We start from the raw sequence: 12,065 nt of genomic DNA on the forward strand, positions 1-12,065 counted from the left end.
CGGATCGATCAGGCGGCTATCCGGGTGTCCGCAGACTGTTGAGATAGTCGTCGGCGGCGCCGCTCAGATAGAGCGCCAGGCCGGGGCCGACGCGACCGATGTCCATCAGTTCCAGCCGGACGCCGTCGGAGGTCTGGTGGTAGCAGGAGGGGGAGTCGGTGGTGTTGTCGTGGGACGAGATCAGCAGCGGCAGGCCCTCGGCGGTGAGCCGCTTCGACTCCGCGGGTACGTCGTCGGCCCAGATGCCGAGGTGGTGCAAGCCTGGCTCGGACCAGATGGTGCCCGGCATTTGTTCGAGCAGTTCCAGGTAGGGCGGTCCCTGCTTGGAGTAGGTCATCCAGGGCTGGACGTGGGTGGTTTCGCCGTTACTGAACACGTCGCTGTCGTTCCTGGTGGGTGCGTGCCACTCCAGGCCGATCTTGCCCAGCTCGGCCATGGCCTTGTCGAGGTCGGCCACGACGATTCCGATGTGATATGCGGGCTGCATGGTGGGCATGTGCGGTTCCTTTCGATGGTCACCGCGCCGCTCGCCGGCTACGCGATGACAGTGGGTCTCCCTTGAGTTGCCCCCGCCGACGCTGCCGCCGACCGATATCCGCTGTGCACGAACGTCAGCCTACAATAAGAACGATCGGTCGTAAAGTTTATGACTCGGGCAGGATCGACGGATCGGTGCAGTACGCCCGCAGTCGCCCCAGCATGGCGGCGCGGGCCTGGGCGAACGCGGCGTCGCGATCCAGCAGCCGGGCGCGGGTGACCGCGGCGTAGCCCAGTGCGTCGAGTTCGAAGGAGAGGACGCCGGGGTCGGTGTCCGGCCGCAGCTCCCCGCTGTCGAGTGCGGTGCGAATGATGGAGTGCACGAACGCATCCCATTCCTGGGCCTGCGTGACGAGGAGGTCGTGCACCGGCCCTGGCCGGTCATCGAATTCGTGCTGGATGGCCACGAAGAAGCAGCCGCCGGGCAGCACCAGATCGGTGTAGAACGTCAGGCGTGATTCGTGCAGCGCCCAGAGTTGGCGCACGCCCGCCGGGGCTTTGAGGGCGGGCGCGACGACCAGTTCCGCCCACTGTGCTCGGGCGCGTTCGATGGCCGCTAATTGCAGCTCTTCCTTGTCGCGCCACAGCGAGAACAGGCCGGACTTGCTCACACCTGCCTCGGCGGCGACCTGTCCCATGCTCAGCGCGCCGAGCCCGGCGACGGAGGCCATCGAGACCACCGCGTCCAGTACGGCGGTTCTGGATCGGTCGCCGCGTGCTCGGCGCCCGTCGGCGGGGTGCCTGTTCGTCATATCGACATCCTATCGCAATAAGTCCGACCGATCGGACGTAATAACCGAGGTGGAGGCGAAACGGCGTGCGAGTCGAGTTGTGGAACGTGGCCGACGGGTTGCCCGGCCGTGCGATCCACCGGAAGGGTACGTCCCACGATGGACGGCGAAATGGGGGATTCCCCTGAGGCGGAAACAGATTCGTTTCGGATAAATTGGGTTTATGGCGGTTGCTGGCTGAAAACCGCTGCAAGCCAATGCATTAGACACCTTGCCGCGACCGGAAAAGCTTCCGGCGGGAAGGGTTTGTCTCGAATCCGAACGCGGTGTGCGCGTTCCCGGTGAACAAGAGGTCGATGGTGTCATTGAACAGCGTGAGTACCGGCAGGGCCCGGCGGGTGATGGTGCGGACCGTGGTCGCCGCGACCCTGGCACTGGCGCCCGCCGCGGTGCTCATCCCGACGGCATCCGCGGTGCCGTGTCGCCTGCCCACCGACATCGGCTGCACCAACCCGGATGGCACCCTCAACACCGGCCCGCACTCTGGCCACCAACCGGGCGGTCTCAACGACTCGCAATACGGACCGGATGGCTTCGACGTGTTCGGTTACGACAGGTTCGGCTACAACCGCTTCGGTTACAACCGATCCGGCTATGACAGGTTCGGCTACGATCGGAACGGCTACACGGCGCAGGGCTGTGCCCGAAACGGCGCGGACCGCCCCGACGCCGACCACGCCGCCTGCGAGTGGCGTCGCTCGCGCCCGTCCACCGGCAGTGGCTCCTGAGGATCAGGGTCAGTCGAATTCAGTCGTGCGCGGCTACCGCGCGGGCGGCCGCGGCATCGAGTCGTCGCAGAATCGCATCGGGGACAAAACGTTCGGCGGTGCCGAGCAGTCCCTCGATGTCCATGAACCGGGCGGCCAGGCGCGCGCCGCCGGGTGACACCCGGCCCGCCGTGCATGCGAGTCGCGCCTCGAACGGGGTCGGTGCGATCGCGGGATTGCGCTCGGCGATCCGAACAATATTGCGCGCCACCGTTTCCGGGCTGCGCGCCACCAGTCCGGCGGCGAGCACCGAGATGTTCCTGCCGCGAATGCCCTGCTTCTCGTCGAGGCCGACGAGTTGCGCGTTGGGATAGAACCCGGTGTTGATGAACGCGGGCAGCACCGCGGTGACGCCGACACCGGTGCCGGCGAACTCGAGCCGCAGGCACTCGGTGAGCATCTGCGCGGCGGCCTTGCTGGTGCAATAGGCGGTGCTGAGTGGAATCGGCAGTACCGCCGCGGGTGAGGTCACGTTCAGGATCCGCCCGCCGCGCCCCGCGTCGATCATCTGACGCCCGAACAGCTTGCTGCCGTGCACAACTCCCCAGAAGTTCACGCCCATGATCCGGTCCCAGTCCGCGACGCTGTGCCCGAGAAACGGTCCGGCCGTGGTGTAGCCCGCGTTGTTGACTACCACGTTCGGCGCACCGTGTTCGTCGTAGACCGCGGCGGCGAAGTCGGTCATCGCCGAATCGTCTGAGACGTCGACCGGGTAGGGGTGGGCGTGCCCGCCTGCCGCTTCGATGGTGGCGACCGTGTCCTGTGCGGTGTCTTTGTTCAGATCGCTGACCACCACTCGGGCACCGTATTTCGCGAATCGAATGGCGGTGGCCCGGCCGATGCCGCTGCCCGCGCCGGTCACGATCACCAGCTTGTCGTCGAACTCGGTCATCTCATACCTCGGTTCCGATCAGCACGCCCTCGTGCTAGTGTCCCAGACAATCTACACTGTGTTACACAGTGCGGACAACGGCAAAGCGGCCGGGCAGCAGGAGACGTGCTTGCCGACCCGCCGCACCCGCGTCACACGACACCACGTCGAATCGAGGACGAACATGAAACCCTTCTATCCGAGCATCGCGGTGGTCACCGGCGCGGGCAGCGGTATCGGCCGCGGCACCGCCAAGGCACTGGCCGACGTCGGCGCGGAAGTCGTTGTCGCCGATATCAATCTGGACTCCGCGCAGGAAGCCGTCGCGGAGATCCGCCGACTCGGTGGTCTTGCCGTGGCGTATCGGCTCGACGTCGCCGACACCGCCGCACTCGAGGATTTCGGCAAGGAGATCCGCAGCACCTACGGGGTGCCCGACGTGGTGGTCAACAACGCGGGCATCCTCGTCGGCGGGCCGTTCCTGGATGTCCCGATGGCGGACCTGCGGCGCATCATCGACATCAACCTGATGGCAATGATCCACGGCTGCCGCATCTTCGGCGCGCAGATGGTCGAACGCGGCCGCGGCGGACACCTGGTGAACATCGCCTCCATGGCGGCCTTCGCCGCCGCCCCGTACACCGCGCCGTACAGCATCAGCAAGTACGCGGTGAAGCACTTCAGCGAATGCCTGCGGGCCGAACTGGCGACCCATCAGATCGGTGTCACCGCAGTCTGTCCCGGCCTGATCGCCACCAATCTCTCGGCGACGGCCCGCATGTCGTCGGTGCTGGACGAGGCGCGCTCCTCGACCACCCGCAAGACGATGCTCAAAGGGCAAGCACTGCTCGGCATGCACCCGGACAAGGCGGGCCGCATCATCGTGCGGGCCATCCGGCGCAATGTCGCCGTCGAGCCCATCCGCCTGGAGGCCCGGATCTCCTACCCGCTCGCGCGCTGGTTCCCCGGACCGGTCCGGGCACTGATGACCGCGGCGGCCAAACCCGACATCCACGCCGCCGTCGAGGACAACGGCCTGCTCGATCGGCTCGACCGCCTCGCCGATCGGGTGCCGTTCCGCGCTGACCACGGTGTCGACAATCCGGCGGACCGGGGATGATGAATATCCCGGGCGCGATTTCTTCCAGCAACCCGTCACGAGAAAGACAACGACCGTGAGCTTTTCGACTCCTCTGTCCAACGAGACGAGCACGCCCGATCATCAGGTCGCGGTAATCGGCGCCGGGCCGGGCGGACTCGCAGCCGGCGTGAAACTGAAGCAGGCCGGGGTCGGCGACTTCGTCATCATCGAGCGAGCCGATGAGGTCGGCGGCAGCTGGCAGGAAAACACCTATCCCGGTCTCGGCGTGGACATTCCGGCCATCGCCTATCAGTACTCGTTTGCCCGCAACTCCGGGTGGAGCCGGGTGTTTCCGTACGGTGCCGAGGTCAAGCGGTACCACATGGACGTGGCCCGCAAGTTCGGGCTGTATCCACATGTGCGTTTCAACACGAACGTCCTGCGCGAAGAGTGGGACGACACGAACCACTACTGGACACTGCACACCGACGACGGAAAGACCATTACCGCGCGGTTTTTGATCAGTGCGGTCGGCGCCTTCGTTCGGCCCAAGGAAGATCCGGGCATCGCGGGCTGGAAGTCGTTCAAGGGCAAGATCCAACGCCCGTCCAACTGGGACCACGACTACGACCACGCCGGTAAGAAGGTCGGCATCATCGGCACCGGCGCGAGTGCCGTGCAGATCATTCCGTCCATCGCGCCCGAGGTCGCCGAACTCGGTGTCTTCCAGCGCACTCCGGTGTGGTCGCTGCCCAAGCCGGACTTCGCGATGCCCACCGTGGGCAAGCGCATTCTGGGCGTGCCAGGGTTGCAGGCAGCGGTGCACGGCGGTGTTCTCGTCCTAGCCGACCTCGTGCTGCGGGCCGCCGTCGCGGCGCCGATGCGGGTGGTGCGCCCGACTGTCACCGCCTTCGACCGGTGGACCATCGCCGCCTACCGCCGATACCTGAAGATGATCATCGACGACCCGGCCACCCAGGCGCAGCTCGCGCCGAACTTCGGTGTCGTCGCCAAGCGCCCGACCATGTCCAACGGTTACCTCCAGGCGTTCAACCGCGACAACGTCACGCTGACCACCGACCCGATCGAGAAGATCACCCCGCGCGGCATCAAGACCCGCGACGGCGTCGAGCACGAGTTCGACATGATCGTGCTCGCAACGGGTTACGAGGTGTTCTCCGATCCGGAGACCTACCGGCCGGGAACCATCGTGGGGCGCAACGGATTCGATCTCGGCAAGTTCTACACCGAGCACGGCATGCAGGCCTACCAGAGTGTTTCGGTGCCGAGCCTGCCCAACCGGTGGACGTTGGTCGGGCCGTACTCGTGGACGGGCAGTGGCTGGCATGCCTTCGTCGAGATGACCGCCGACCACGCCGTGCGCGCCATCAAGGAAGGTATCCGCCGCGGCGCGACCACGGTGGAGGTGCGCCAAGACGCGCACGACGCCTACCACCGCAGGACCCTGCAGCGCGCCGAGGCGGTGCGGTTCTACTTCAACGAACTCAACGGGCACGTGCCGACCTACTACCGGAACTCCCAGGGGGACAGCACCTATCTGCGTCCGTCTGGCTTCTTCGAGGCCAGTCGGGGCAATCGCAAGTTCCCGCTCGACGACTATCGCTTCGAGACGCCGCAGGTCGCCACCGACCGGGTTGCCGGCGAACTCGCTTCGGGGGCATAGGAGTTGCGCCGGTGACCACGACGAGCTGGGCGGGCGGCGCGCCGCTGCCCGGCCGCTCTGCCGCGGCCGCCGAGGTGGCGCAGCCTCGACCGGAAGCCTGGAAGAATCCCGGCGTGGCAACACCAACGGTCGTCGACGACATCACCGAGCAGCTCGCCTATCGCATCGCGGCAGGCAGCTACCAGCCCGGTGAACTGCTGCCGTCGGTGCGCCAGGTCGCCGCCGAGTTCAGCGTCAGCACGCCGACCGCGAACAGCGCCCTCGGCAGGCTCGCCGCGCTCGGCTTCGTCGAGGCGCGCCGCGGTCTCGGCTATCTCGTGCGCGACATCCAGCTCTACGGCGGCATCGATACGTGGCGGTTTCTGTTCCGGTTCGCCCATCGGGTGCCCGACCGGGCCGCCACGATCTTCGCCGACGTCATCGACGTCGACCACATGCTGGTCATGCACGCCATCCGGGCGGTCGCCGCCGAGCCGCGCCGCTACGACATGTCGCGGGCGGTGCAGGCGCTCGACCGCCTCGAATTGCTGGTCGGTGACGACAAAACCGAGCTGACCGACATCATGGCCGCCGAGCTGCACATGCTGCGCTGCATGTTCGCCGCGCTCGGCAAGCCGGGATTCCTGAGCCTGTTCAACACCGTCGGCGAGATGCTGATCTCCATTCCCGAAGCGGGACAGGCCTTTTATGATCCGGTGGAGCCCGCGGGCCACGTCGTGCTCTGCCGCAAACTCCTGGAGGTCTGGGAGTCGAACGTTGACATGGATCTCTCCGAAATCGGCATGATCGATACGTTGGTTCGCGAATACCACGACCAAGTCGTGCAGACTTTCACTGAGCTCATCGGTGCGAAACCGGTTGCCGATCCCGCCCGGTGAGCGCTGACCGTGCCCCGACAGAGAGGTTCCGCGATGAACGCTTACCGCTCCGACAAGCTTCGGTGGCGTGTGCGACGGCGCGGATTGCGGGTCGCGGTGCTGGTCGCCGCGATGGCGGCGGTGTTCAGCGTCGTCACCGCGTGCGGCGATGATCAGCAGCCGTCGACCGATCCGTTGGTGGTGCAGACCCGGTCCGGTCCGGTGCGCGGGCAGCTCACGGGGGACATGCGGTCGTTTTCCGGAATTCCGTACGCGGCACCACCGACCGGGGAGTTGCGGTGGGAACCGCCTGCGGCACCGGCCATCTGGTCCCAGGAACGGGATGCGACCAAGCCGGGCTCCCCATGCCTGCAGACCCAACTGACCGGCGTGCTCGCGGGCAGCGAGGACTGCTTGTTCCTGAATGTGTCGACGCCACGTGACACACCCGCGCGGCAGCGGCCGGTACTGGTGTGGATCCACGGCGGCGCCTTTGTCTTCGGCAACGGCGCCGAGTACGACCCGTCGCGGCTGGTGCGCACCGGTGACATGGTGGTCGTCACGATCAACTACCGGCTGGGCGCGCTGGGTTTCCTCGGACATCCGGGGCTGGCGCACAAGGACGGTCAGGTCGGCAATTTCGGGCTGATGGATCAGCAGGCGGCGCTGCAGTGGGTGCATGACAATATCGCCGCGTTCGGCGGAGATCCGGCCAAGGTGACCATTGCCGGTGAGTCGGCAGGCGCGATATCGGTCTGCGATCATCTGGCATCGCCCCGGTCGGAACGGCTGTTCCAGGGCGCGATTCTGGAAAGTGGGCCCTGCGAATTGCAGATAGACCGGCAGACCGCGGTCGACAAGAGCGAGCAGTACGCGACGACGCTCGGCTGCCCCGGCACCGATGCCGCCACCGCTCAGTGCCTGCGTGCCGTCCCCGGCGACAAACTCGCCGCGACGCCGTTGCAGTACACCGGAGCGGACGGGACCGGTCTGCCCGGCCCGGTCTTCGGCCAACCCTTACTGCCCGAAGACCCGCTGACCGCGTTCCGGTCGGGTAAAGCCGCGAAAGTGCCGGTGTTGATCGGTGCGAACCACGACGAGTACACCAGCTTCGCGGCAGGCCGGACGATCACCGCCGAGGAGTATCCGACGCTGCTGCAGATGTTCGGCCCGCATGCCGACGCCGTGGCCACGCGGTATCCGCTGAACGCCTACCCGGAACCGGTGCTCGCCTGGTCGGCGGTGATGACGGACCACGTCTTCGCGTGCCCCATTGCCGACGCGAGCAAATCCCTCGTCCGCACCGGGCCCGTTTATGCCTACGAATTCGCCGACCAGAATGCGGCACCGCTGCCCGGCTTACCTTCGCCGTCACCGTTCCCGCTCGGTGCGTCGCACGCATTCGAACTGCCCTACCTGTTCGACCTCCCGAATACCCCATCCCCGGCAACACCGGCCCAGAAGATCCTGTCCGACAAGATGATCCGCTACTGGTCCGCCTTCGTCCGCACCGGCGACCCGAACTCCCGCGGCCTGCCCGACTGGCCACGGCACACCGGTGACCAGGACCTGGTCCTCAATCCGGAGAAGATCACCACCACCGACGCCGCCCGGAACCACCACTGCGAACTCTGGTCCGGCATCCCCACCCCCTGACGGTCTGAGGTCCCGCTCGTCAGCCGGGGAGCGGGATGGTGGTGGTGCAGGTGTTGTCGCGCAGCAGCTTTGCGGTGGTGTCGAGCGGGATGTCGTACCAGAGGTCCATTTCCAGTCGGTTGCCCGCGCCGATAGTGATCTCGTTCGGCTGGCGCTTGATCTCCATCGCGTCGACGCTGGTTTGATGCGGGTGGTCGGCGGCGTCGTCGAGTTGGTAGTCGGTGGGCCGGGTGGTGTGGAAGGTGTTGTCGGTGTTGGTGATTGCCACCCGGATGCGGATGTACTGGCCCTTGGGCAGCCATTCGGCGTGGGTGCCGAAGATGTAGCCGATGCCGGGTTCGACGGTCAGCGCGGTGACCGTCAGCTTGCTGCAGTCCAGCGGTGTGCGGACGTACGGGGCGGCCGTGGTGGTCGTCGGCGGTGGTGCGGTCGTGGCCGGTTCGGCGCCGCAGGCGGCGAGGGATAACAGCAAGAGCGGGAGAAGCCGGCGCACGAGATCAAGAGTAGAAGTGGAATGTCCCTGCTGTACGGCATATCAGGGACATCCAATTCGTCAGTGTCAGTTGACTTGTCGAGCCTGACCCGCCCAGTACGGCGCGCGCAGCGCCTTCTTGTCGACCTTGCCGGACGGATTGAGCGGGAGGGCTTCGACGAAGTCGAGGGTTTTCGGGGCCCAGACGCTGCCCTTGTGTTCCTTGACCAGCGCGATCAATTCCTCGGCGGTGACCGACTGGCCAGGCTTGGGCACCACGACGGCGTGTACGGCTTCGCCCCATTTGTCATGCGGTACGCCGATGACGGCGGAATGCGCGACGGCGGCGTGGGTGGCCAGTACGTCTTCGATCTGGCGTGGGAAGACATTGAACCCGCCGGTCACCACGAGGTCCTTCTTGCGGTCGATGAGGAACACGTAGCCCTCCGCGTCGACGTAACCGACGTCGCCGGAGTGGACCCAATGATCGCGCAGCGCCTCGGTGTCCTTGCCGGAATCGAGGTAGCCGGACATCCGGCCGGGCTGGCGGGCACAGATTTCACCGACCTCACCGACGGGCAGGTGCTTGTCGTCGTCGTCCTGGATGGAGATGTCGACGTGGAACAGCGGTCGGCCCGCGGAGCTGAGCCGCGCCAGTGCCGCTGGGGTGTCGAGCCGGTGGTCCTCCTTGCGTAGGCAGGTGAGGAAGCCCGGTTCGGTGCCCGCGTAGGTCTGAATGAAGACCTCGCCGAGTGCCTCGATCGCGGCCCGCAGTTTGTCCGGCGCCATCGGCGAACCGGCGTAGACGACCGTCTGCAGCGAAGACAGATCTGCCGCAGCGAGTTTCGGGTGATTGAGCAGCAGGTAGATCACGGTGGGCACGACCGCCGTCGCGGTGACCCGGTGGCGCACAACGGCATCGAGCAAGGTGTCGACGTCCAAGCCGGGCAGGATCACGTTGGTGCCGCCGCGCATGAAGGTCGGCAGCACGAAGACCTGGGTGAAGTGGGTCAGCGGCGCACCGTGCGCGAACACCTCGCCCGGCCGGGCATCGCCGATTTCCAGGCCCGCGGTGATCAGGTAGTGGCTCATCTGGCCATGGGTGAACAGCACGCCCTTCGGGGTGCCGGTCGAGCCCGACGTGAACATCACGTGCGCGGCGTCGTCTTCGGAGACCTCGATCTCCGGATCGGAATCTGTTGCGGTGTAGAATGTTTCGTAATAGTCCGCCGCAGCGGCATTCGGCTGCTCGCCCAGCCGGATCAGCCTGCGCAGCGTGGGCACCCGATCCCTGAGCTCGGCGACGGTGCCATCGAACGCTTCGTGGTAGATCAGCGTGGTCGCCGCGGACTCGGTGAGGAAGTAGCAGTGGTCCTCGGTCGAGGCACGCGCCGCCATCTGCACGGGCACCGCGCCCGACTTCCAGATCCCGTGCTGAGTCGGGATGTATTCCAACGTGTTCGGCATCAACAGCCCGACCCGCTCACCCTTGGTGACGCCGAGCCGGAGCAGCCCGTTGCCGACCCGGTTCGACAGCGACCGCAGCTGCGCGTAGGTCAACCACCGGTCGCCCGCTATCACGGCGACACGGTCGGCGTAATAGGTGCACGCGCGATCGAGCACCCGGGTGACCGGACCCCACATCGAGTCCTGTCCTGTCATCGCTGGTATTCCCTTCATCGGCACGAGATTTCGAGCATTTGGTTGCGGGCGGCGCGGTATTGCAGGCGCACCCGGTCGATCACTTCGGCGGCGGAGCACACGTAGTGCACGCCCGAGACGCTGTGTCCGGCGCTCCACACCGTGCGGCCGTTCATCAGCCGGTCCGCCTGGAAGTCGCCCGCCGAAACCGTCGGCGCGAGTTGCGCTTCCAGCCATTCGGCGAGCAGGTTGGCGGGTAGTCCGCCGACCTGCTCGGTCTGGCGGACATCGTCGAGGGACGCGGCCACCACGGCGGCCTGATAGTCCTCGGGCGCAAGGCTTTCGGTGGTGGCGATGAAGCCGGTGCCCATGTAGGCCAGGTCCGCGCCGAGCGCTTCGGCGGCGAGCAGGGCGTGCCCGTCGCTGATCCCGCCTGCCAGCACCAGCGGGCCGGTGAAGTGTTCGCGGACCGCGCGCACGAAGGCGAACGGATTCGCCGATCCGGTCTGTCCGCCCGCGCCTGCTGTGAGCAGCACCAGCCCGTCGGCACCCGCCGCCAGGGCACGCTCGGCATGCCGGAGGCTCGCGACATCGGCGAACACCAGGCAGCCTGCCGCGTGTAGCCGTTCGACGACCGGCTCGGGCGAGCCGACGCTGGTGATCACGAGCTCGACACCATGCGCGATGAGCCGGTCCACGTCGCCCGCAAGGCGGTGGTTGGTGCGGTGCACCACAAGGTTGGGTGCGAGGGGTGCGGCATCGGGGTGTCCGGACAGGGCGGCGCCGAGCTGAGCCAGCCACTCGTCGAGCACCTCGACGGTCGCCGCATTGTGCGTCGGAAACGAGCCGATCACGCCATTGCGGCAGGCCACCGCGGCCAGCTCGGGGCCGGACACGCCGGTCATCGGGGCGGCGATCAGCGGTAGCGACAGCCGAGCGGCCAAATCCGCGGGTAACGGCACTGTTCCTCCACGATTTGCATCTTCAAGACTCCATAGTGCGCAAAGTGCACTCTGATAGCATCAGAGTGCAACTATCCAGGTTGGCTGGTTGGGTGTCAACCAAGCCGGGAAGGGAGGATGTCAACCGTGAACAGCGCCGAGACCACCTCCCTGCGCGCGGCCAGTCGCGCCCTCGCCCGGCAGCGCGTGCTGGACGCCGCGCTGGAACTGGCGGGCAGCACCGGCTGGAACGCAGTCCGGATGATCGACATCGCGAACCGGGCCGGCGTGAGCCGTCGGACCGTCTTCAACGAGTTCGGCTCGAAAGCCGGTGTGCTCGAGGCGATGTCATGGCACAACACCGAGCGGTACCTGTCCGGCACCACGGCGCTGCTGGAGCAGCACAACGACGACCCGGTCGCGGCGGTCACCGCCGTCGCCGACTTCGTGTTGCGCACCATTGCCGAGGACCCGCTGGCCACGGTCATTCTCAACGCGGCCCCGGATACCCCGGACGAGATGTTGTTGATGGTGACCACCCAGTCCGGCCCGTTCGTCGAGGCGGCGACGCTGCTCGGCCTCGCGTACGCCGATCAGCACTGGTCGCACCTGCTCCGGACCGACATCGACCTGCGGTTCTTCACCAACAGCCTGGTCCGGCTGCTGTTCAGTCACATGATCCAACCCGTCGAGCCGCCGGAACTGACGGCTCGATCGCTCGGACAACTCGCGCGGCTCGCGCTCGCTGATCCGACGTAGAAAGGACT

The 12,065-nt window shown here is 66.7% G+C and carries 12 protein-coding genes; 6 read left to right on the forward strand and 6 right to left on the reverse strand.

Annotated features, from left to right (window positions below; all coding sequences use genetic code 11):
• Positions 1 to 16: 16 nt before the first annotated feature.
• Both ABZ942_RS38075 and ABZ942_RS38080 read right to left on the reverse strand, forming a co-directional pair.
• On the reverse strand, positions 17 to 496 hold the full coding sequence (locus ABZ942_RS38075; protein WP_357390929.1) for a VOC family protein: 480 nt from the start codon (positions 494 to 496) through the stop codon (positions 17 to 19).
• A gap of 148 nt (positions 497 to 644) precedes the next feature.
• Entirely contained in the window at positions 645 to 1,289 is a 645-nt protein-coding gene (locus tag ABZ942_RS38080; RefSeq protein WP_357390931.1) for a TetR/AcrR family transcriptional regulator, read from the reverse strand.
• Positions 1,290 to 1,642: 353 nt separating this feature from the next.
• On the opposite strand from ABZ942_RS38080, the gene ABZ942_RS38085 reads away from it, so the two are divergent.
• A complete protein-coding gene (locus tag ABZ942_RS38085; protein ID WP_357390933.1) occupies positions 1,643 to 2,056 on the forward strand; it encodes a hypothetical protein in 414 nt (137 codons plus the stop codon).
• 19 nt (positions 2,057 to 2,075) lie between these two features.
• Here the strand turns inward: ABZ942_RS38085 and ABZ942_RS38090 are convergent, their stop codons facing one another.
• Positions 2,076 to 2,987 carry an SDR family NAD(P)-dependent oxidoreductase gene (locus ABZ942_RS38090; RefSeq protein ID WP_357390935.1) on the reverse strand — a complete coding sequence of 304 codons (912 nt, stop codon included), beginning with the start codon at positions 2,985 to 2,987 and terminating at the stop codon, positions 2,076 to 2,078.
• Between the two features lie 163 nt (positions 2,988 to 3,150).
• Between ABZ942_RS38090 and ABZ942_RS38095 the strand changes: the two genes are divergently transcribed.
• From ABZ942_RS38095 to ABZ942_RS38110, 4 genes are all read left to right on the forward strand, one after another.
• Positions 3,151 to 4,086, forward strand: a complete 936-nt coding sequence (locus ABZ942_RS38095; RefSeq protein ID WP_357390936.1) for an SDR family NAD(P)-dependent oxidoreductase — start codon at positions 3,151 to 3,153, stop codon at positions 4,084 to 4,086.
• A 73-nt stretch (positions 4,087 to 4,159) separates the two neighbouring features.
• Complete coding sequence (locus ABZ942_RS38100) at positions 4,160 to 5,731, forward strand: NAD(P)/FAD-dependent oxidoreductase (protein WP_357391174.1); 1,572 nt, start codon at positions 4,160 to 4,162, stop codon at positions 5,729 to 5,731.
• Between the two features lie 11 nt (positions 5,732 to 5,742).
• Positions 5,743 to 6,609, forward strand: a complete 867-nt coding sequence (locus tag ABZ942_RS38105; protein ID WP_357390938.1) for a GntR family transcriptional regulator — start codon at positions 5,743 to 5,745, stop codon at positions 6,607 to 6,609.
• Between the two features lie 33 nt (positions 6,610 to 6,642).
• Positions 6,643 to 8,244 carry a carboxylesterase/lipase family protein gene (locus ABZ942_RS38110; protein WP_357390940.1) on the forward strand — a complete coding sequence of 534 codons (1,602 nt, stop codon included), beginning with the start codon at positions 6,643 to 6,645 and terminating at the stop codon, positions 8,242 to 8,244.
• A 19-nt stretch (positions 8,245 to 8,263) separates the two neighbouring features.
• Here the strand turns inward: ABZ942_RS38110 and ABZ942_RS38115 are convergent, their stop codons facing one another.
• The 3 genes from ABZ942_RS38115 to ABZ942_RS38125 all read right to left on the reverse strand — a co-directional run bounded on the left by ABZ942_RS38115 (position 8,264) and on the right by ABZ942_RS38125 (position 11,262).
• On the reverse strand, positions 8,264 to 8,737 hold the full coding sequence (locus ABZ942_RS38115; protein WP_357390942.1) for a hypothetical protein: 474 nt from the start codon (positions 8,735 to 8,737) through the stop codon (positions 8,264 to 8,266).
• A gap of 66 nt (positions 8,738 to 8,803) precedes the next feature.
• A complete protein-coding gene (locus ABZ942_RS38120) occupies positions 8,804 to 10,378 on the reverse strand; it encodes an AMP-binding protein (RefSeq protein ID WP_357390944.1) in 1,575 nt (524 codons plus the stop codon).
• A gap of 14 nt (positions 10,379 to 10,392) precedes the next feature.
• Complete coding sequence (locus ABZ942_RS38125; protein WP_357391176.1) at positions 10,393 to 11,262, reverse strand: nitronate monooxygenase; 870 nt, start codon at positions 11,260 to 11,262, stop codon at positions 10,393 to 10,395.
• 183 nt (positions 11,263 to 11,445) lie between these two features.
• Here ABZ942_RS38125 and ABZ942_RS38130 point away from each other — a divergent pair, with 183 nt between their 5' ends.
• The gene (locus ABZ942_RS38130; protein ID WP_357390946.1) at positions 11,446 to 12,057 is read left to right on the forward strand and encodes a TetR family transcriptional regulator; all 612 of its coding nucleotides are present in this window, start codon (positions 11,446 to 11,448) and stop codon (positions 12,055 to 12,057) included.
• The last annotated feature ends 8 nt before the right edge of the window (positions 12,058 to 12,065 follow it).

It is taken from the genome of Nocardia sp. NPDC046473 (assembly GCF_040645995.1).
Classification (GTDB): Bacteria; Actinomycetota; Actinomycetes; order Mycobacteriales; family Mycobacteriaceae; genus Nocardia.

What these genes read in the sequence shown, in the direction of transcription:
- ABZ942_RS38120 (WP_357390944.1), bottom strand. Translation starts at nt 10,378, where the DNA reads ATGACAGGACAGGACTCGATGTGGGGTCCGGTCACCCGGGTGCTCGAT.
- ABZ942_RS38090 (WP_357390935.1), bottom strand. Translation starts at nt 2,987, where the DNA reads ATGACCGAGTTCGACGACAAGCTGGTGATCGTGACCGGCGCGGGCAGC.
- ABZ942_RS38075 (WP_357390929.1), bottom strand. Translation starts at nt 496, where the DNA reads ATGCCCACCATGCAGCCCGCATATCACATCGGAATCGTCGTGGCCGAC.
- ABZ942_RS38095 (WP_357390936.1), top strand. Translation starts at nt 3,151, where the DNA reads ATGAAACCCTTCTATCCGAGCATCGCGGTGGTCACCGGCGCGGGCAGC.
- ABZ942_RS38080 (WP_357390931.1), bottom strand. Translation starts at nt 1,289, where the DNA reads ATGACGAACAGGCACCCCGCCGACGGGCGCCGAGCACGCGGCGACCGA.
- ABZ942_RS38125 (WP_357391176.1), bottom strand. Translation starts at nt 11,262, where the DNA reads ATGACCGGCGTGTCCGGCCCCGAGCTGGCCGCGGTGGCCTGCCGCAAT.
- ABZ942_RS38110 (WP_357390940.1), top strand. Translation starts at nt 6,643, where the DNA reads ATGAACGCTTACCGCTCCGACAAGCTTCGGTGGCGTGTGCGACGGCGC.